This is a genomic window from Burkholderia sp. PvR073, from assembly GCF_054055695.1.
Map to the genome: position 1 here is coordinate 240,326 of NZ_JBSRXO010000007.1, position 19,045 is coordinate 259,370.

Consider the following 19,045-nt stretch of genomic DNA (forward strand, 5'->3'; position numbering starts at 1 on the left):
CCGCCGATGCGCGCAACGCAGACCGGCCGATTATAGCGACCGGCATTTTTGGCGGGCGTCACTGCCGGAACACGCGGCAGCCCCATCCATTTGAACGGTACGCCACCCGTTGCTGCCGCGCAGCACGCCGCATCGCGGCGTCGCGGCACGTCCACGCCGTGCACCGCGGGTTTTCCACACCGTTCATCTGCACGACTGTTCGCCCGCTTTCCCGCTGCGGACACTGCGTCGCGACAACAACACACGATGCAGGACGGTATGGAGAACCCCACGTGATGACACCCCGCTTCATCCGCACAGCCGCGGCCGCCGCGGCGCTCGCCGCGTGCAGCGTTGCCGCGCACGCGCAATCGACCCTCACGCTGTACGGCGCGCTCGACGCCGGCGTGCAGTACCTGACGCATGCCGACGGACGGCACGCAGCCGTGCAGCTGCAGAACTACGGGATCCTGCCTTCGCAGGTCGGACTGAAGGGCCACGAGGATCTCGGCGGCGGCTGGCGCGCGCTGTTCAAGCTCGAACAGGGCCTCAACCTCAACGACGGCACCGCGACCGTCCCCGGCTACGCCTTCTTTCGCGGCGCGTACGTGGGTATCGCGGGCCCGGCCGGCACCGTCACGCTCGGCCGGCAATTCAGCGTGCTGTTCGACAAGACGCTGTTCTACGACCCGCTGTGGTACGCGTCGTACAGCGGCCAGGGCGTGATCGTGCCGATGACGGCGAACTTCATCGACCACTCGATCAAGTATCAGTCGCCGACGTTCGCCGGCTTCGACGTCGAGGCCCTCGCGGCGACGGCCGGCGTCGCGGGCAACGCGCGCGCCGGGCGCGTGCTCGAACTCGGCGGCCAGTACACGAGCAACGGGTTGTCGGTCAGTGCGGTGCTGCATCAGGCGCACGGCGACGCATCCGCCGCGGACGACGCGTCCGCACGCCGCCGCGACCTCGGCACGCTCGCCGCACGTTATGCATTCGCGTCACTGCCGCTCACCGTCTATGCGGGCGTCGAACGCCTGGGCGGCGACCTCGATGCGGCGCGCACGATCGTGTGGGGCGGTGCGCGCTACCTGACCTCGAGCGGAGTCGGACTGAACGCGGGCGTCTACCACACCGATTCGCACACGCCGGCGATCGGCCACCCGACGCTGTTCATCGCGAGCACCACCTCCGCGCTGTCGAAACGCACCGTCGCCTACGCGAACCTCGGCTACGCGCGCAACAGCGGCCAGAGCTCGCAGACCGTCTACGAATACGACCCAACGCCGCTTGCCGGCGCATCGCAGTTCGGCGCGATGGTCGGCATGTACCACCTGTTCTGATTCCGTCCAGCGAGATCCCGCCATGAAAACCCTTTGCTCCGATGCCGCACTGCCGTCCGACGGCCGCGCAGCGCCCTTCGCGCGCTCGACACTCGTCGCACTCGTCGTGTTCGCGGCCATCACGCCGCTGCTGCTGCTCGTCGCGCCGGCCGTCGCCGGTCAGTTGGCGACGCAGCTCGGGCTGTCCGCGTCGCAGATCGGCACTTACTTCTTCGTCGAACTCGGCGCGTTCAGCCTCGCAACCGTACCGTCGTACCTGTGGCTCGGCCGCGTCGATGCGCGCCGCGTCGCTGCCTGCGCGATCGCCCTGTTCGGTATGGGCAACCTGCTGACCGCGCTGTGGATGCCGGGCTTCAGCGCGCTGCTCGCGCTGCGTGCCGTCACCGCACTCGGCGGCGGCTCGCTGATGGTGCTCTGCATGACCAGCGCGGCCACGAGCGAGAACAGCGATCGCGTGTACGGGCTGTGGGTCGTCGGCCAGTTGATCGCCGGCGCGATCGGCCTGTTCGTGCTGCCTCACGTGTTCGCCGCGTTCGGGCTACGCGCGCTGTATGTCGCGCTGGCCGTGCTTGCGCTGCTCGCGGCGCCGCTGTCGCGCGGCTTTCCGGCGACGCTCGGTGCACGGACCGCATCGGCGCAGGCCGCGCGCGGCGCCGCGGCGGATGCATCACGACGTTTCGTCGCGCTCGCGATCGGCGCGGTGCTGACGTTCTATCTCGCGATCGGCAGCGTGTGGACGTTCGCGAGCCGCGCGGCAGCGGAAGCCGGACTCGATTCGCAGTCGACCGGCAACGTGCTCGCGATCGCGAGCGTGATGGGGATTGCCGGCGCAGCGCTCGCAGCGTGCGCGGGCGGCCGGCTTGCCCGGCGCGCGATGCTGGCCGCCGGTTACGCGCTGCTCGCGGCATCGCTCGTCGCACTCGCCGCGCTGCCGGATGCGAGCGGCTACAGCGCCGCGATCTTCGCGTTCAAGTTCGCATGGACGTTCGTGCTGCCGTTCATGCTCGCGACCGTCGCGCGGATCGATACGTCGGGGCGCCTCGTCGCGACGCTCAATTTCGTGATCGGTGCGGGCCTCGCGGCCGGCCCGCTGCTCGCGGGGCTGTTGCTCGATGCCGGCGGCACGATGCATGCGCTGTTCGCGGCCGCCACCGCCGGCGCGATCGCGTCGTTCGCCGCGCTGCGCCATATCGATCGCCGCGCGCGCACGCCCATGACTTCCGTTTCTTCCCAACCGTGACAGGTCAAGCTCATCCATGAATCGCACTGCCTTCTTCACCGACGAACGCACCTTCTGGCACACCGGCGGCACACACGCGCTGTTCTTCCCGGTCGGCGGCTGGGTCCAGCCGCCATCGAGCGCCGGCTACGCGGAGTCTCCCGATTCGAAGCGCCGCTTCCTGTCGCTCGTGCAGGCGTCGGGCCTTGCCGCTCACCTCGACATGCGCGGCGCCGCGCCGGCCACCCCCGGCGATCTGCTGCGCATCCATCCGGCGAGCTATCTCGACGCGTTCCGCGCGCTCAGCGATGCGCACGGCGGCGACCTCGGCGATCTCGCGCCGTTCGGCAAGGGCAGCTACGAGATCGCCACGCTGTCCGCGGGCCTCGCGATCGCGGCGATCGACACCGTCGTCGCCGAGCATGCGGCCAACGCGTTCTCGCTGTCGCGGCCGCCCGGCCATCACTGCCTGCGCGATCGCCCGATGGGCTTCTGCCTGCTCGCGAACATTCCGATCGCGATCGAGGCCGCGCGCGCGAAGCACGGCATCGGCCGCGTCGCGGTGATCGACTGGGACGTGCATCACGGCAACGGCACGCAGTCGATCTACTACGACGATCCGGACACGCTGACGATCTCGCTGCATCAGGACCGCTGCTTTCCGCCCGGCTACAGCGGCGGCGGCGACCGCGGCGAAGGCGCGGGCGTCGGGGCGAACCTGAACGTGCCGTTGCTGGCAGGCAGCGGCGATGACGCGTATCGGTATGCGTTGGAGCGGATCGTGCTGCCGGCGCTGGAACGGTTCCGGCCGGAACTGATCGTCGTCGCGAGCGGCCTCGACGCGAGCGCGGTCGATCCGCTCGCGCGCATGCTGCTGCATACCGACAGCTACCGGTTCATGACGCGGGCGGTGAAGGACGCAGCACAGCGCCACTGCGGCGGGCGGCTCGTGATCGTCCATGAAGGCGGGTATTCGGAGGCGTACGTGCCGTTCTGCGGGCTCGCGATCGTCGAGGAACTGGCCGGCGTGCGCACCGAGGTCGCCGATCCGATGCTCGACCTCGCGATCGCGCAACAGCCGGGCAAGCGGTTCGTCGCGTTCCAGCGCGAACTGCTCGACGAACTGGCGGCGTCGTTCGGGTTGTAACGCGCCTTCACACAAGATACGGGGCCGGCATGCGCCGGCCCTTGCGCGATCGATGCGGATGGGGTTTCCTGTGCTTTTACACTTGCCAGGCCCCTCGTCAGATGAAATCGTCTCCGCGCGAACCCGACACCAACGACAAAGCGCGCCGCCAGCCTTCAAAGCTGGCTCTGAATATCGCCGCCGTGCTGGTCGGCCTCATCACGTTCGCGATCGGCGTGGCGTGGTTGATCTATAGCTGGATCGTCGATCGCGAAGCGCAGTATTTCGCGATTCCGCTGGTGTTTTCGGTGCCGGTGATCGTGGCGGTCGCGGTGCGGAGTTTCTGGGACTAGACGCGTCACTCAAAACGACAAAGCGCTGCGGTTGGGCGATGCGCGACGCGGGTTATCGGGTTTGATTCAGGGTGAAGCGATGATCGCTACGGTTCGCTTGCGCGCCCATCACAAGCCGGGCCGCGCGCACGGATTGGGGGCTGCGCCCTGGTGCGCGCCAATGACGAGGGGGGGTGCTGTGCCGGCCAGCGCCCTGCCGACCGCTTTCAGCACGGTTTCCGTCGTCATCCGGTCACCGCTCGAAATCACGCGCCCCAAATAAGCAGAGCACACCGACGACGATGCAACCGTCTGCGCCGGCCCGGTGCTCCATGCGATGTTATCGGCGGGCGTTGATGCACATGCCGGCGCGGCGAGCATCAGCGCCAGAACGGAAATCGGGGCGTACACGGTGGTCTTCATCGATTGCCCTCGGTGTAGTTGTGCTTCTTATAGGTAAAGTGAGCACGATATTACACTCGCCAGGCACGATTTTCCGTGCGTGCGCGTGGACGGATCCCCGGCGGAGAAAAACACCGGCGTCAAGAAAAAAGCGCTGCCGGTCGGTCGACCGGCAGCGCTTTTTCGGGAACGGCCCCCTGACGGGAGCGCGTCCAACTTCTGGTGCGTGAGGCCGGACTCGAACCGGCACACCCTTGCGGGCGTCAGGACCTAAACCTGGTGCGTCTACCAATTTCGCCACTCACGCGCATTGTCCGTCACCTGACCGCGCGGCACGCAAGATGCGTTCTCCACGCGCCCGGGACTTCATGCCGGTCCGAAAACCGGCACGCCCGATCAGGCGAGCGCGAGATTCTACCCGATCTGTGCAGCATTGTCTCGCCCCGCCGGCGCCCGCCGGACAGCGGTGCTAGAATGCCGCGCTCGACGTGCCGGCCACGCGCCGGCGCGCGCCCCCGAACCCGCCTCCGCCTCGATCCCACCCGTGAACTTCGACGACTACTGTCAGCAAAAGGCCGCCCCCGCGGGCTCCAGCGTCTACTACGCGCTGCGCCAGGCGCCGCTCGCCGCCGAACCGCGCCTGACCGCCCTGTTCGCGCTGCGCCGCGAACTCGAGGAAACCGTCAAGGAAACCAGCGACCCGACCGTCGGACACACGAAGCTCGCGTGGTGGCACAAGGAACTCGCGGCGCTCGCCGCCGGCGAACCGTCGCACCCGGTCACGAAGGCGCTCGCGCAGCATCACCCGGCGATCGCGGCCGAAGCCGATGCGCTGCGCACGTTGGTGAACGGTTACGGGATGGATCTCGAACAGGCGCGCTACCTGGATTTCGCGAACCTGCAGCGCTACATCGCGCAGGTCGGCGGCACCTTCGCGTCGCTGGTCGCGCGCGCAAGCGCCGCGAATCCGGCCGACCCGCAGCCGTGGGCCGCGAATGCCGGCCACGCGCTGATGCTCGCGCAATTCGTTCAGGAGCTCGGCAACGATGCGCGCCATGGCCGCATCTATCTGCCGATCGACGAACTGCAACGCTACAACGTGACCGCGGCCGACCTGCTGAACCGCCGCTACAGCCCGGCCTTCACCGAGCTGCTGCAGTTTCAGACGGCCCGCGCGCGCGAAGCGCTCGCCGCCGCCGAAGCAGCGATCCCCGCCTCCGAACGCCGCACGCAACGCACGCTGCGTGCGCAGATCGCACTGGCTGGCGCGCTGCTCGACGAAATCGAGCGCGACGGCTACCAGGTGCTGCACCAGCGCATCGCGCTGACGCCGATCCGCAAGCTGTGGATCGCATGGCGCGCCGCGCGCCGCCGCTGACCCGCGCCGCAACGCGCGCCCCCCATCACACCTTCAGCAGCGGCAGCGTGTCGAAGCGCTGTTGCAGCACGTGCGTCGCATCGAGTCCCCACCACGGCCCGAGCACGGTCGCATACAGCTGACGGAAATCGACCGCGACCGGCAGGTTGCCGTTGCCGTCGAGGTGCCCGAGCGCGGGCGCCGCACCGTACAGCCCGCCGGCCACGCGGCCGCCCATCACGAAGTGCGGCGCAGCGGTACCGTGATCGGTGCCGTTGCTCTGGTTCTCGCGCACGCGCCGTCCGAATTCCGCATACGTCATCACGAGCGTCTGGTTCCAGCGCCCGAGCTCGATCAGCGCGTCGCGCATCGCACTCATCCCTTCCCCGAACTGCTTGAGCAGCGCGGCGTGCTGCCCCGGCTGGTTCTGGTGCGTGTCGAACCCGTTGAGCGTGAGCCGCAGCACCGCGACGCCGTCCTGCGCGCCGGGCCCCGACGCTTCGCATGCCGCGAGCACCTGCATGGCGGTCTTCACCGACGTCCCGAACGTACCGGCCGGAAAGGCCGTCCTGAACTCGCGCATCCCGCCGCGCGGGCGCAGCCGGTCCGCTGCCTTCACGATGTCGTTCTCGACGTCGATGATGTGTGCGAGCGCCGGGTTGCGTTCGCGCAGCGACGACGGCTCGGCCAGCCGCGCGGCGCGGATGAACTGCGCGGGATTGACGAGCGCGATCGCGCGCGCGCCGTTCGCGAGCGGTCCCATCTCGGCGCTGCCGAGCACGACGCCGTCCGCCGCGAAGCCCGGCGGCACCGGCGCCTGCGCGAACGTGCGCGTGAGCCAGCCTTCGTGCAGGTACTGGTCCGAGCGCGACGCGGTATCCCAGATCTCGATCGAACGGAAATGCGACAGGTTCGGCTGCGGATAGCCGACGCCCTGCACGATCGCGACCTGCCCGTCGCGCCACAGCGGCATCAGCGGCGCGAGCGCCGGGTGCAGCCCCGTATGCGCATCGAGCTGCAGCACCTGGTCGCGCTTGATGCCGATGCCGCGGCGGAACGGGTAGTAGAGCGGATCCGCATACGGCACCACCGTGTTGAGGCCGTCGTTGCCACCCTTCAGCTCGACGAGGATCAGCACGTTCGCATAGCCGGCCCGCCCCGCCGCGGCCATCGAAGCCGCCTGCGCGGCCGGCTGCCACAACGACACGCCCGCCGCGGCCGCGGCGCCCGTGAGCGTCAGAAAATCACGTCGGTTCATCGTGCATCCTTCGGTTCGCCGCGCGGCATGGCCGCCGCTGCAGCGCGCCTGTTCGTCGTCGTTTCGGTCATTTCAGTTGATAGGCCGGATCCATCAGCAATGCCTCGAGATACGCGCTGCCGGTCGAGTCCGTATCGATCGCCGCGACCGGCGACACCGGCAGCACCGCGTGCTGCAGTTGAAGCTCGGTGGACAAGCCGGCGCGCGCCTGGGGCCGTACTCGATACTGCGCGAGCCAGCGTTCGAGGTCGAACCGCAGGCCGCCGCGTGCCGGCTTGACCGGCGCGCCGGGCATACCGGCACCGGGCATACCGGCCCCGGGCATACCGGCCCCGGGCATGCTGGCACCGGAGGCGGTGTCCGCAACCGGCATCGCATGCGCACGCGCATTCGGCAACGGCTGCGCCATCGCATGCGCGGGTGCCCGCATGCCGGCCGCCTCGGTCGCGCGGAACAGCTGTTCGACGAACTGCTTGCGCGCGAGCAGCGTGGTGCTGTTGATCCACATCGCGCCGCCCGGCCAGCCCTTCACGTTCGGCGGATAGAACAGGTTCTGCCCGAGCGTGCGCACGGTGTTCGCGAGCATCTGCGGATCGCCGTACGCGACGTCGAACAGTCGCACCGACCCGACGACGAACTCGGCCGGCGACTTGACGAGCACGCCGCGATTGTCCGGGTCCCAGAACGCGTCGGTCGACCATAGCGCGGCGAGCGCCGTGCGTATGTCGTAGCCGCTCGCGCGAAACCGTTCGGCCACGACCTCGAGCGCGCCGGCGTCCGGCGTATCGGACACGAACTCGCGCCACAGCTTGCCCGCGATGAAGCGTGCGGTGTCGGGCCGCTTCAGCAGGATGTCGAGAAACCCGTCGCCGTCGAACGCACCGGTCTCGCCGAGTATCGTCTTGTCGCCCGTGTCGTGCCACTCGGGCCGCACCACGAAGCGCAGCGTATCGGGATCGACGCTCCATCCGGTCATCGCGCGCGCGGCTTCGGTCACGTCGTGCTGCGTGTAATGCCCTTCGCCAAGCGTGAACAGTTCCATCACCTCGCGCGCGAAATTCTCGTTCGGGCGTCCCTTTCGATTGCTCGCGCCGTCGAGATACTGGAGCATCGCCGGATCCTTCGCGACCGCATGCAGCAGCGTGTCGAAGCTGCCGAGCGCCTCGCGGCGAAACAGCGCATGCTGCGCGGCCATCGTCTGCGGATACGGGACCTTGTCCTGCCCGGACGTGAAGTGCCCGTGCCAGAACAGCGTCATGCGCTCGGTGAGCGGCGACGGCGTCGCGACCATCTCGTTGACCCACGCCGCGCGCAACGCATCGTAGCGGCGATTGCGTTCGCGCTGCTCGTCGCGCTGCATGTCGGGCGTCAGCGCCTGGCGCTGCGCGCGGGTCGGCGGCAACTCGGCGACCCAGTCGGGCCAGGGCGTGACGGGGTCGCGGCGCACGTTGCCGAGCGTGTCGGCGACGACCTGCGCGCGCGTCATGCCGACGATGCGGGCGACCTCGGGCGGTGCGGGAGAAAAGCCGGTACGGCTCAGGAAGAACAGCGCGTCGTCGGCGTCGAGCGGCGCCTGCATCGCGGGCGATGCCGGGGTGGCAGCGTTCGCTTTCATCGTCGTGGACTCCCGGAACGCACCGGCGGTGCGGATGCAGGTTCAACGGCAGCACGCATGCGAAAGTTGACGGAAAAATTGCTACGGAATCTTTCGTTGCCGTGCGAGCACGCGTGCGTGTCAGCGCTTGTACAGCTCGCGAACGGCGTCCTCGATGTGCTGGCGCAGCAGGTGGCGCTCCTCGGGCGTCATGTGCCCGTCGCGGCGGTGCTGGTCGAGATCGGGAGGCACGGCGGACCGGACCGCCGTGTCGGCGGCGCGGTCGGACTGCGGCGCCTTGCCGCGCTGCAGCTTGCGCGACGATGCGCCCGGCTCGGGGCGCTGCGCATACGCGAAGTTCGACGCATATGGACCGGCAAGTGCGATCGTCAGCATCAGTGCAATCCGCGCAGATCGCATGACCGTCCTCGCTTCTCTGGTCGATTTGTTCGCTTCGTCACGCGGCAACCGGTTACCTCTGGTACTTGAAAAACCCTGCGGAATTCGGGTGTACAAAGATGAAAGATGGAGTGCAGGGGAGTATCTACCGAACTCCGGCTTCGAGTAAAGGAATCTCTATAGCGTGCCTTTACTCCGCGCGACACTACGGGTAAATTTTGTAACGGACTGTAACGCGCGAAATTGCGCGACCGTGCGTGATTTCCCATTCGCGATAAGATGCCGCTCATGGAAACGAAAAACCCCTCCAAGATTCTCGTCGTCGACGACGACCCGCGCCTGCGCGATCTGCTGCGCCGATATCTCGGCGAGCAGGGTTTCAACGTATACGTCGCGGAGAACGCGACTGCGATGAACAAGCTCTGGGTGCGCGAGCGCTTCGACCTGCTCGTGCTCGACCTGATGCTGCCGGGCGAAGACGGCCTGTCGATCTGCCGCCGCCTGCGCGGCAGCAACGATCGCACGCCGATCATCATGCTCACCGCGAAGGGCGAGGATGTCGATCGCATCGTCGGCCTCGAGATGGGCGCCGACGACTACCTGCCGAAGCCGTTCAACCCGCGCGAACTCGTCGCACGCATTCACGCGGTGCTGCGCCGCCAGGCGCCGGCCGAACTGCCGGGCGCGCCGTCGGAAACCACCGAGGTATTCGAGTTCGGCGAGTTCTCGCTGAACCTCGCGACGCGCACGCTCACGAAGTCGGGCCAGGAAATTCCGCTGACGACCGGCGAATTCTCGGTGCTGAAGGTGTTCGCGCGTCATCCGCGCCAGCCGCTGTCGCGCGAGAAGCTGATGGAGCTCGCGCGCGGCCGTGAATACGAAGTGTTCGACCGCAGCCTCGACGTCCAGATCTCGCGCCTGCGCAAGCTGATCGAACCGGATCCGGGCAGCCCGCGTTTCATCCAGACCGTCTGGGGCCTCGGCTACGTGTTCATTCCGGACGGCGCCGCCTGATCTTTTTCCTTTCCGGTTTCGCCTGTCCTCGGCCCGTCCCATGCGTATCGACCGGCGCCTCCTGCAGCTCGCGTTCGGCGGGCTGTTCTGGCGCACCTTCCTGCTGATCGCGCTGCTGATCTCGGTCAGTCTCGCCGCGTGGTTCCAGAGCTTTCGCGTGATCGAGCGCGAGCCGCGTGCGCAGCGCGTCGCGCTCCAGCTCGTCGCGATCGTGAAGCTCACGCGCACCGCCCTGCTCTATTCCGATCCCGATTTGCGGCGCGCGCTGCTGCAGGATCTCGAGAGCAACGAGGGCGTGCGCGTCTACCCGCGCGAAAAAACCGACAAGTTCAAGCTGCAGCCCGACGAATCGCTGAACCGCCTGATCGAACACGATATCCGCAGCCGGCTGGGCGACGAGACCGTGATCGCGCAGTCGGTCAACGACATTCCCGGCGTGTGGATCAGCTTCAAGATCGACGACGACGACTACTGGGTCGCGCTCGACCGCGACCAGCTCGACAGCGTCACGGGCCTGCAGTGGGCGGGCTGGGGCCTGTTCGCGCTCGCGCTGTCGCTGTTCGGCTCCGCGTTCATCACGAGTCTCGTGAACCGGCCGTTCTCGCGGCTCGCGCTCGCCGCGCGCCAGATCGGCTCGGGCCAGACGCCCGAGCTGCTGCCCGAGCGCGGGATGGGCGTCGCGGCCGAAACCAACCGCAGCTTCAACCAGATGGTGCGCGACCTCGAACAGCTCGAGGCCGATCGTGCGCTGATGCTCGCAGGCATCTCGCACGACCTGCGCACGCCGCTCGCGCGGCTGCGGCTCGAGACCGAGATGAGTCCGTCCGACCAGGCGACCAAGGATGCGATGGTCGACGACATCGAACAGATGGACCGCATCATCGCGGCCTTCATCGACTACGCGCGTCCGTCCCAGCGCAAGCCGGAGCCGGTCGACCTGTCGTCGATCGCGCACGAAGTCGCCGCGCGCGTGTCGAGCGAGGACGGCGTCGAGATCCGCACGCGACTCGCGCCGAGCGCCGTGATCGAAGCCGACGAGACCGACATGCGCCGCGTGATCGGCAACCTCGTCGAGAACGCGCGCAAATACGGCCAGAGCCGGCAGGACGGCGTGTCGCGCATCACGCTCGAGACGCGCGTGACGCACGCGCGGGTCGAGCTGTCGGTGAGCGACGAAGGCCCCGGCATCCCCGAGGACCAGTTGCCGCTCGTGATGCGGCCGTTCTACCGCGTCGACACGGCGCGCACCAAGGCGGACGGCACGGGGCTCGGCATGGCGATCGTGCTGCGCCTCGTGGGCCGCTATCGCGGCGCGCTGCGCCTGCGCAACCGCAGCCCCGACGCGGGCCTCGAAGTCACGCTCGAATTCCCCGGCGCCGGCAAGGCGCGTGCGACGGCGTGACGCGTTCGCGCATGCCGCTTGCGCGTCACACTATCGCCGCGGTTGAAAAAAACTATGGGAATCGTTAGTCAAAATCTATTGAATCGCCTGGTTAATAGTGTTACAGTCTTCGCATGCTGTCACATCAACGTTGCAGCACCGAGGTAGCTTGACTCAGTCTTCTTCCCAACTCATACAGGAGTATCCGCATGAAAACCGTGGGCGATAAACTCGAAGCATTCACCGTCGTAGCCGCGAAGCCGGGCTTCAACAATCACGAGGAAAACGGCCAGTCGGCGTTCGAGACCGTCACCGAAGCGTCGTTCCCGGGCAAGTGGAAGATCATCTACTTCTATCCGAAGGATTTCACGTTCGTGTGCCCGACGGAAATCGTCGAGTTCGCGAAGCTGACGAAGCAGTTCGAAGAGCGCGACGCCGTCCTGCTGGGCGGCAGCTCGGACAACGAATTCGTGAAGCTCGCATGGCGCCGTGAGCACAAGGACCTCGACAAGCTGAACCACTACTCGTTCGGCGACGTCAAGGGCGAGCTGATCGACCAGCTCGGCGTGCGCGACAAGGAAGCCGGCGTGGCCCTGCGCGCGACGTTCATCGTCGATCCGGACAACACGATCCAGCACGTTTCGGTGAACAACCTGAACGTCGGCCGTAGCCCGGAAGAAGTCCTGCGCATTCTGGACGGCCTGCAAACGGACGAACTGTGCCCGTGCAACCGTGCAGTCGGCGGCGCAACGCTGTAAGCGCATCGATGCACGAAGCCCGCGGCGCACGTCCTGCCTGCGGGCTTTTTTAACGGCCAACCCATAGGAGATATCAATGGAATTCATCGACTCGATTAAGGCGCGTATCCCCGACTACGCGAAGGACATTCGCCTGAACCTCGACGGCACGATCTCGCGCTCGTCGCTCGAAGGCAACGATGCGGTCGGCGTGGCGCTGGCGGCGGCGGTCGCGGCGAAGAGCACCGTGCTCGTGAAGACGATCCGTGAAGCCGGCGTGCTGTCGCCCGAAGAGACGAACGCCGTGCTGACGGCGGCCGCGCTGATGGGGATGAACAACACCTGGTATCCGTATGTCGAGATGGCCGACGACGCCGACCTGAAGACGCAGCGCGCCGAGCTGCGGATGGGCGCGTATGCGTCGCACGGCGGCGTCGACAAGCGCCGCTTCGAGATGTACGCGCTCGCCGCGTCGATCGTCGGCAAGTGCCACTTCTGCGTGAAGTCGCACTATGCGCTGCTGAAGAACGAGCAAGGGATGACGACGACGCAGCTGCGCGACGTCGGCCGCATCGCGTCGGTGATCAACGCCGCCGCGCAGGTGATCGCCGCCGAAGGCGAGTAAGCGCACCGCGCGGCCGGCAGCGCGGTGCGGCGGTCATTCGACGCCGCACCCGCCGCTCCGGGCCAAAAATGAAAAATGCCACGCAAGCGCGTGGCATTTTTCATTGCGGCGGCGCAACCTGCGCGCCGCTTCGGGCCGGCGTCAAACCGGCCTCAGGCGCTCACGCGCCCTCTTTCACCAGCAGCGCGGCGGCCTGCGCCTCGATGCCGTCGCCGCGGCCGAGGTAGCCGAGCTTCTCGTTGGTTTTCGCCTTCACGTTCACGCGCTCGAGCGGCAACCCGAGATCGGCCGCGATGTTCGCGCGCATCCCGTCGATATGCGGCGCGAGCTTCGGCGCCTGCGCGATCACGGTGCTGTCGACGTTCTGGATCGTGAAGCCGGCCGCCTTCACGCGGGCGGCGCACTCGCGCAGCAGCACGCGGCTGTCGGCCCCCTTGAACGCGGCGTCGGTGTCGGAGAAATGGCGGCCGATGTCGCCGAGCGCCGCCGCGCCGAACAGCGCGTCGGTGATCGCGTGCAGCAGCACGTCCGCGTCCGAATGGCCGAGCAGGCCGCGCTCGTACGGAATCGTCACGCCGCCGATGATGAGGGGGCGCCCCGGGACGAGCTGGTGCACGTCGTAGCCTTGTCCGATTCTGAAATCCATGCGTATTCCGGTGTGAGATGAGGTGAAAGTCAGGAAGCGTTCGTGGCGCGCGCGAGGATCGCCTCGGCGAGCGCGAAATCTTCCGGGTACGTGACCTTGAAGTTGCGCAGGCTGCCCTGCACGACGCGCGGGGTATGACCGGCCCATTCGATCGCGCTGGCCTCGTCGGTCAGGTCGTGCCCTTCCCGCTGCGCCCGCAGGATCGCGTCGCGCAGCATGCCGATGCGGAACATCTGCGGCGTCTGCGCCTGCCACAGCGCGTCGCGCGGCTCGGTGCGGGCAATCGCGTCGCCGCCGGCCGGCACGCGCTTGAGCGTATCGGCCACCGGCAGCGCGACGATGCCGCCGACCGGATCGTCCTTCAGCGCCGCGACCAGCGTGCGGATCAGCTCCGGCGTGATGCCGGGGCGCGCGGCGTCGTGCACGAGCACCCAGTCCTGGTCGGTCGCGCCGAATTCGCCCAGCTCCAGCAGGCCGTTCAGCACCGACGCCTGCCGCGAGCCGCCGCCGCAGCGGCGCACCGCGAAGCGCAGGCCCGCGAAGCGGCGCGCGTCGAAGTGCGTGTCGTCGGGCGCGAGGACGACGAGCGTCTGCGCGAATTCGCTGCACGCGTCGAACGCGGCGAGCGTGTAATGCAGGAGCGCGCGGCCGGCCAGCGTGCGGTATTGCTTCGGCACGGCCGAACCGGAGCGGCTGCCCGTGCCGGCGCAAGGAATCAGGGCGAAAAGTCGGGGAGTCACGAAGTGGAAACGCCGGAAAGATGAAATCGAGAAGCGGATTTTATAATAGGTCTTTCGTCTCGACCGGCGCACCGCGCCGCGCCCGTGCCCGCCACCCCTGCCGTCCCTATGCCAGACAACGCTTCCATCCCGTTCGCCTCGCCCGTCGCCCGCGTCAAACCGGGCCAGCGGTTCGCCTTCGACGGCACGCACGGCTCCGCCGACGCACTCGCCATCGCCCGCTATCTCGCCGAAAACCGCGCCGCGGTCCCGCTCCTCGCGGTGATCTGTGCGAACGCGGTCGACGCGCAGCGGCTGTCGCAGGAACTCCGCTACTTTTCGCCCGATGCGCGCGTGCGCCTGCTGCCGGACTGGGAAACGCTGCCGTACGACACGTTCTCGCCGCACCAGGATCTCGTCTCCGAGCGCCTCGCGACGCTGCACGACCTCGGCGAGGGCCGCTGCGACATCCTGCTGGTGCCCGCGACCACCGCGCTGTACCGGATGCCGCCCGCGTCGTTCATGGCCGCGTACACCTTCGCGTTCGCGCAGGGCGAGCGGCTCGACGAAGCGAAGCTGAAGGCGCAGCTCACGCTGGCCGGCTACGAACACGTGAGCCAGGTCGTGCGGCCCGGCGAATACTGCGTGCGCGGCTCGCTGATCGACCTCTACCCGATGGGCTCGCCGCTGCCGTACCGGATCGACCTGTTCGACGACCAGGTCGACTCGATCCGCGCGTTCGATCCCGATACGCAGCGCAGCCTCTACCCGGTTCGCGACGTGCGCCTGTTGCCCGGCCGCGAGTTTCCGTTCGACGAAGCCGCGCGCACGGCCTTTCGCAGCCGCTGGCGCGAGACCTTCGAAGGCGACCCGAGCCGCGCGCCGATCTACAAGGACATCGGCAACGGCGTGCCGTCGGCCGGCATCGAGTACTACCTGCCGCTGTTCTTCGACGAGACGGCCACGCTGTTCCACTACCTGCCGCAGGACGCGCACCTCGTGTTCACCGGCGATCTCGAGGCGTCGATCCGCCGCTTCACGGCCGATACGAAGCAGCGCCACGCGTTCCTCGCGCACGACCGCGAGCGGCCGATCCTCGAGCCGCAGCGCCTGTTCCTGTCCGACGAGGATTTCTTCGCGTTCGCGAAGCCGTTCGCGCGCGTCGTGCTGCCCGCGCAGCCGGCCGGCGGCTGGGCGACGGGCCTGCCCGAGCTCACGGTCGATCGCCATGCCGACGATCCGCTCGCCGCGCTGCGCACGTTCGTCGAATCGTCGGGCAAGCGCGTGCTGCTGACGGTCGAATCGGCCGGCCGCCGCGAAACGATCCTGCAACTGCTCGCCGAGCATCACCTGCGCCCCGCGTCGAACGACCACTTCGCGGGCTGGCTCGAAAGCGATGCGCCGTTCGCGCTCGGTGTCGCGCCGCTCGCGAGCGGCTTCGCGGTGCCGGGCGAAGGCTACGCGATCGTCACCGAAACCGAGCTGTACGGCGCGCTCGGCCGGCGCGCGGGCCGCCGCCGCCAGGAACAGGCGAGCAACGTCGATGCGATGGTGCGCGACCTGTCGGAGCTGAAGGTCGGCGACCCGGTCGTCCATGCACAGCACGGCATCGGCCGCTACATGGGCCTCGTGTCGATGGATCTCGGCGAAGGCGAGACCGAATTCCTGCACCTCGAATACGCGGGCGACAGCAAGCTCTATGTGCCGGTCGCGCAATTGCACGTGATCTCGCGCTACAGCGGCGCCGATCCCGACAGCGCACCGCTGCACGCGCTCGGCTCGGGCCAGTGGGAGCGTGCGAAGCGCAAGGCCGCGCAGCAGATTCGCGACACGGCGGCCGAGCTGCTGAACCTGTACGCGCGCCGCGCGGCCCGCGAAGGCCATGCGTTCGCGCTCGAGCCGCGCGACTACGTGAAGTTCGCGGAGAGCTTCGGCTTCGAGGAAACGCCCGACCAGGCCGCGGCCATCGCGGCCGTGATCGGCGACATGACGAGCGGCAAGCCGATGGACCGCCTCGTGTGCGGCGACGTCGGCTTCGGCAAGACCGAGGTCGCGCTGCGCGCCGCATTCATCGCGGTGATGGGCGGCAAACAGGTCGCGCTGCTGTCGCCGACCACGCTGCTTGCCGAGCAGCACACGCAGACCTTCGTCGACCGCTTCGCTGACTGGCCGGTGCGCATCGTCGAGCTGTCGCGCTTCAAGACCACGAAGGAAGTGAATGCAGCGATCGCGCAGATCAACGAAGGCACCGTCGACATCGTGATCGGCACGCACAAGCTGCTGTCGTCGGACGTGCAGTTCAAGCGCCTCGGCCTCGTGATCATCGACGAGGAACACCGCTTCGGCGTGCGCCAGAAGGAAGCGCTGAAGGCGCTGCGCGCGGAAGTCGACGTGCTGACGCTGACCGCCACGCCGATCCCGCGTACGCTCGGGATGGCGCTCGAGGGGCTGCGCGACTTCTCGGTGATCGCAACCGCGCCGCAGAAGCGGCTCGCGATCAAGACCTTCGTGCGCCGCGAGGAAGAAAGCGTGATCCGCGAGGCGATGCTGCGGGAGCTGAAACGCGGCGGCCAGGTGTACTTCCTGCACAACGAGGTCGAGACGATCGAGAACCGCAGGGCCATGCTCGAGGAACTCGTGCCCGAAGCGCGCATCGTGATCGCGCACGGCCAGATGCACGAGCGCGAACTCGAACGCGTGATGCGCGATTTCGTCGCGCAGCGCGCGAACGTGCTGCTGTGCACGACCATCATCGAGACCGGCATCGACGTGCCGAGCGCGAATACGATCATCATGCACCGCGCGGACAAGTTCGGCCTCGCGCAGCTTCACCAACTGCGCGGCCGCGTCGGCCGTTCGCACCACCAGGCGTATGCGTACCTGCTGGTCCACGATCCGCAGTCGCTGACCAAGCAGGCGCAGCGCCGGCTCGAGGCGATCCAGCAGATGGAGGAGCTCGGTTCGGGCTTCTATCTCGCGATGCACGACCTCGAGATCCGCGGCACCGGCGAGGTGCTCGGCGACAAGCAGTCGGGCGAGATCCACGAGATCGGCTTCCAGCTGTACACCGACATGCTGAACGACGCGGTGAAGGCGCTGAAGAACGGCAAGGAGCCCGACCTCACCGCACCGCTCGCCGCGACGACGGAAATCAACCTGCATGCGCCCGCGATCCTGCCGGCCGACTACTGCGCGGACGTGCAGGAACGGCTGTCGCTGTACAAGCGTCTCGCGAACTGCGAGCACGGCGACGCGATCGACGGCATCCAGGAAGAGCTGATCGATCGCTTCGGCAAACTGCCGCCGCAGGCGCACGCGCTGGTCGAGACGCACCGGCTGCGGCTGGCCGCGAAGCCGCTCGGCATCGTCAAGATCGACGCGAGCGAGGTCGCGATCGGGCTGCAGTTCGAGCCGAACCCGCCGATCGATCCGATGCGCATCATCGAAATGGTGCAGAAGCACCGGCACATCAAGCTCGCGGGCCAGGACAAGCTGCGCATCGAGACGCGCTCGCCCGATCTCGCGATCCGCGTGTCGACGATCAAGGAAACGCTGCGCGCGCTCGCGCCGCGCGCCGACGCCGCGAGCGCGGCACGCTGACGCCGCGGCCGCGATGCTGCACCGCATCGCGGCCGGCAAAGGCGGGCCGACGCGTTTTTGAGTATGATTTTCCCATTCCTCAGACGGAGTTTTGCCATGTCCACTCTCGACGCGACGGCGCCGTCCGCCGCCGACCAAGGCGACGCTTCGCTCGTCAGCCTGCCCTGGATCAAGCAATTGGTGTCGATGGACACGACGAGCCGCGTACCGAACCTCGGCCTGATCGAAGCGGTGCGCGACGCCCTTGCCGCGAAGGGCATCGTGTCGACGCTCACGCACGATCCGCGCGAAGGCTGGGCCAACCTGTTCGCGACCGTGCCCGCGCACGACGGCTCGACCGACGGCGGCATCGTGCTGTCGGGGCACACCGACGTCGTGCCGGTCGACGGCCAGCAGTGGGACAGCAACCCGTTCGCGCCGGAAATCCGCGATGGCCGCCTGTACGGCCGCGGCACCTGCGACATGAAGGGCTTCATCGGCACGGCGCTCGCGCTGCTGCCCGAGATGCAGGCGACGAAGCTCGCGAAGCCGATTCATTTCGCGCTGTCCTACGACGAGGAAATCGGCTGCGCGGGCGCACCGCTGCTGATCGCCGATCTCGTCAAGCGCGGCGTGAAGCCGTCCGGCTGCATCGTCGGCGAGCCGACCAGCATGCGGCCGATCATCGCGCACAAGGGCATCAACGCGTACCGCTGCTGCGTGCGCGGTCACGCCGCGCACTCGTCGCTGACGCCGAAGGGCCTGAACGCGATCGAATACGCCGCGCGCCTCATCTGCCACATCCGCGACATCGCCGAGCGCTTCCGTGCCGAAGGCCCGTTCGACGAGCTGTACGACGTACCGTTCACGACCGCGCAGACGAGCACGATCCAGGGCGGCAACGCGATCAACACGGTGCCGGCCGAATGCCGGTTCGACTTCGAGTTCCGCAACCTGCCGACGCTCGATCCCGAGCAGATCTTCACGCGCATCGAAGCGTATGCGCAGGAAACGCTGCTGCCGCAGATGCTGCGCGAACATCCGAACGCGGCGATCGAGTTCTCGAAGATCGCGGCAGCACCGGGCCTCGACGCGACGGAACAGGCCGCGATCACGCAGCTCGTGCGCGCGCTGACGGCCGACCAGGACAAGCGCAAGGTCGCATACGGCACCGAGGCCGGCCTGTTCGAACGCGCGGGCATCCCGAGCGTCGTGTGCGGGCCCGGCAACATCGAGCAGGCGCACAAGCCGAACGAATATGTCGAGCTCGCGCAGCTCGCCGCCTGCGAGCAGTTCCTGCGCAAGTTCATCCGCAGCATGTCGGTCGACGCACACTGA

The 19,045-nt window shown here is 67.9% G+C and carries 17 protein-coding genes and 1 tRNA gene; 11 read left to right on the forward strand and 7 right to left on the reverse strand.

All coding sequences use genetic code 11. From position 1 onward, the window contains the following. The first annotated feature begins 272 nt into the window (after positions 1-272). The 4 genes from ACVK00_RS21930 (at position 273) to ACVK00_RS21945 (ending at position 4,017) form a co-directional block, all read left to right on the forward strand. Positions 273-1,319, forward strand: a complete 1,047-nt coding sequence (locus ACVK00_RS21930; RefSeq protein WP_284890473.1) for a porin — start codon at positions 273-275, stop codon at positions 1,317-1,319. Between the two features lie 22 nt (positions 1,320-1,341). Beyond that, positions 1,342-2,559 (forward strand): MFS transporter, encoded by a 1,218-nt coding sequence (locus ACVK00_RS21935; protein WP_284890471.1) that lies wholly within the window; start codon positions 1,342-1,344, stop codon positions 2,557-2,559. Between the two features lie 16 nt (positions 2,560-2,575). Further along, entirely contained in the window at positions 2,576-3,685 is a 1,110-nt protein-coding gene (locus ACVK00_RS21940) for a class II histone deacetylase (RefSeq protein ID WP_284890469.1), read from the forward strand. Between the two features lie 101 nt (positions 3,686-3,786). Continuing rightward, a complete protein-coding gene (locus ACVK00_RS21945) occupies positions 3,787-4,017 on the forward strand; it encodes a hypothetical protein (protein ID WP_006752038.1) in 231 nt (76 codons plus the stop codon). Between the two features lie 108 nt (positions 4,018-4,125). Here ACVK00_RS21945 and ACVK00_RS21950 read toward each other — a convergent pair whose 3' ends face one another. Both ACVK00_RS21950 and ACVK00_RS21955 read right to left on the reverse strand, forming a co-directional pair. Then, entirely contained in the window at positions 4,126-4,419 is a 294-nt protein-coding gene (locus tag ACVK00_RS21950) for a hypothetical protein (protein ID WP_228904599.1), read from the reverse strand. A 199-nt stretch (positions 4,420-4,618) separates the two neighbouring features. Continuing rightward, a tRNA-Leu gene (locus ACVK00_RS21955) sits at positions 4,619-4,705 on the reverse strand. A 237-nt stretch (positions 4,706-4,942) separates the two neighbouring features. Between ACVK00_RS21955 and hpnD the strand changes: the two genes are divergently transcribed. Then, positions 4,943-5,776, forward strand: coding sequence for a presqualene diphosphate synthase HpnD (hpnD, locus tag ACVK00_RS21960; protein ID WP_354122985.1), 834 nt, complete (start codon positions 4,943-4,945; stop codon positions 5,774-5,776). Positions 5,777-5,801: 25 nt separating this feature from the next. Here the strand turns inward: hpnD and ACVK00_RS21965 are convergent, their stop codons facing one another. The 3 genes from ACVK00_RS21965 to ACVK00_RS21975 form a co-directional block, all read right to left on the reverse strand. Then, a complete protein-coding gene (locus ACVK00_RS21965) occupies positions 5,802-7,013 on the reverse strand; it encodes a DUF1501 domain-containing protein (RefSeq protein WP_284890442.1) in 1,212 nt (403 codons plus the stop codon). Between the two features lie 67 nt (positions 7,014-7,080). Further along, on the reverse strand, positions 7,081-8,628 hold the full coding sequence (locus ACVK00_RS21970) for a DUF1800 domain-containing protein (RefSeq protein ID WP_456826960.1): 1,548 nt from the start codon (positions 8,626-8,628) through the stop codon (positions 7,081-7,083). A 120-nt stretch (positions 8,629-8,748) separates the two neighbouring features. Continuing rightward, on the reverse strand, positions 8,749-9,027 hold the full coding sequence (locus tag ACVK00_RS21975; protein ID WP_166723320.1) for a hypothetical protein: 279 nt from the start codon (positions 9,025-9,027) through the stop codon (positions 8,749-8,751). A 258-nt stretch (positions 9,028-9,285) separates the two neighbouring features. Here ACVK00_RS21975 and ompR point away from each other — a divergent pair, with 258 nt between their 5' ends. The 4 genes from ompR to ACVK00_RS21995 all read left to right on the forward strand — a co-directional run bounded on the left by ompR (position 9,286) and on the right by ACVK00_RS21995 (position 12,763). Next, complete coding sequence (gene ompR / locus ACVK00_RS21980; protein ID WP_004192636.1) at positions 9,286-10,020, forward strand: osmolarity response regulator transcription factor OmpR; 735 nt, start codon at positions 9,286-9,288, stop codon at positions 10,018-10,020. A 40-nt stretch (positions 10,021-10,060) separates the two neighbouring features. After that, on the forward strand, positions 10,061-11,422 hold the full coding sequence (locus ACVK00_RS21985) for an ATP-binding protein (protein ID WP_175764088.1): 1,362 nt from the start codon (positions 10,061-10,063) through the stop codon (positions 11,420-11,422). Positions 11,423-11,610: 188 nt separating this feature from the next. Next, the gene (locus ACVK00_RS21990) at positions 11,611-12,159 is read left to right on the forward strand and encodes a peroxiredoxin (RefSeq protein ID WP_006478563.1); all 549 of its coding nucleotides are present in this window, start codon (positions 11,611-11,613) and stop codon (positions 12,157-12,159) included. 76 nt (positions 12,160-12,235) lie between these two features. After that, on the forward strand, positions 12,236-12,763 hold the full coding sequence (locus ACVK00_RS21995; protein ID WP_006752031.1) for a carboxymuconolactone decarboxylase family protein: 528 nt from the start codon (positions 12,236-12,238) through the stop codon (positions 12,761-12,763). Between the two features lie 160 nt (positions 12,764-12,923). Here ACVK00_RS21995 and ispF read toward each other — a convergent pair whose 3' ends face one another. Then, positions 12,924-13,409, reverse strand: coding sequence for a 2-C-methyl-D-erythritol 2,4-cyclodiphosphate synthase (ispF, locus tag ACVK00_RS22000; RefSeq protein ID WP_175660552.1), 486 nt, complete (start codon positions 13,407-13,409; stop codon positions 12,924-12,926). Between the two features lie 29 nt (positions 13,410-13,438). After that, positions 13,439-14,149, reverse strand: coding sequence for a 2-C-methyl-D-erythritol 4-phosphate cytidylyltransferase (gene ispD / locus ACVK00_RS22005; protein WP_284890032.1), 711 nt, complete (start codon positions 14,147-14,149; stop codon positions 13,439-13,441). 108 nt (positions 14,150-14,257) lie between these two features. Between ispD and mfd the strand changes: the two genes are divergently transcribed. Both mfd and argE read left to right on the forward strand, forming a co-directional pair. Next, entirely contained in the window at positions 14,258-17,728 is a 3,471-nt protein-coding gene (mfd, locus tag ACVK00_RS22010) for a transcription-repair coupling factor (protein WP_284890030.1), read from the forward strand. 96 nt (positions 17,729-17,824) lie between these two features. Continuing rightward, positions 17,825-19,045 (forward strand): acetylornithine deacetylase, encoded by a 1,221-nt coding sequence (gene argE, locus ACVK00_RS22015; protein ID WP_105834009.1) that lies wholly within the window; start codon positions 17,825-17,827, stop codon positions 19,043-19,045.

Excerpts from the sequence above, each read along its gene's own strand:
- ACVK00_RS21935 (WP_284890471.1), top strand. The coding sequence starts at position 1,342 with ATGAAAACCCTTTGCTCCGATGCCGCACTGCCGTCCGACGGCCGCGCA.
- ACVK00_RS21940 (WP_284890469.1), top strand. The coding sequence starts at position 2,576 with ATGAATCGCACTGCCTTCTTCACCGACGAACGCACCTTCTGGCACACC.
- ACVK00_RS21945 (WP_006752038.1), top strand. The coding sequence starts at position 3,787 with ATGAAATCGTCTCCGCGCGAACCCGACACCAACGACAAAGCGCGCCGC.
- ACVK00_RS21950 (WP_228904599.1), bottom strand. The coding sequence starts at position 4,419 with ATGAAGACCACCGTGTACGCCCCGATTTCCGTTCTGGCGCTGATGCTC.
- ACVK00_RS21965 (WP_284890442.1), bottom strand. The coding sequence starts at position 7,013 with ATGAACCGACGTGATTTTCTGACGCTCACGGGCGCCGCGGCCGCGGCG.
- ACVK00_RS21970 (WP_456826960.1), bottom strand. The coding sequence starts at position 8,628 with ATGAAAGCGAACGCTGCCACCCCGGCATCGCCCGCGATGCAGGCGCCG.
- ACVK00_RS21975 (WP_166723320.1), bottom strand. The coding sequence starts at position 9,027 with ATGCGATCTGCGCGGATTGCACTGATGCTGACGATCGCACTTGCCGGT.
- ompR (WP_004192636.1), top strand. The coding sequence starts at position 9,286 with ATGCCGCTCATGGAAACGAAAAACCCCTCCAAGATTCTCGTCGTCGAC.
- ACVK00_RS21985 (WP_175764088.1), top strand. The coding sequence starts at position 10,061 with ATGCGTATCGACCGGCGCCTCCTGCAGCTCGCGTTCGGCGGGCTGTTC.
- ACVK00_RS21990 (WP_006478563.1), top strand. The coding sequence starts at position 11,611 with ATGAAAACCGTGGGCGATAAACTCGAAGCATTCACCGTCGTAGCCGCG.
- ACVK00_RS21995 (WP_006752031.1), top strand. The coding sequence starts at position 12,236 with ATGGAATTCATCGACTCGATTAAGGCGCGTATCCCCGACTACGCGAAG.
- ispF (WP_175660552.1), bottom strand. The coding sequence starts at position 13,409 with ATGGATTTCAGAATCGGACAAGGCTACGACGTGCACCAGCTCGTCCCG.
- mfd (WP_284890030.1), top strand. The coding sequence starts at position 14,258 with ATGCCAGACAACGCTTCCATCCCGTTCGCCTCGCCCGTCGCCCGCGTC.
- argE (WP_105834009.1), top strand. The coding sequence starts at position 17,825 with ATGTCCACTCTCGACGCGACGGCGCCGTCCGCCGCCGACCAAGGCGAC.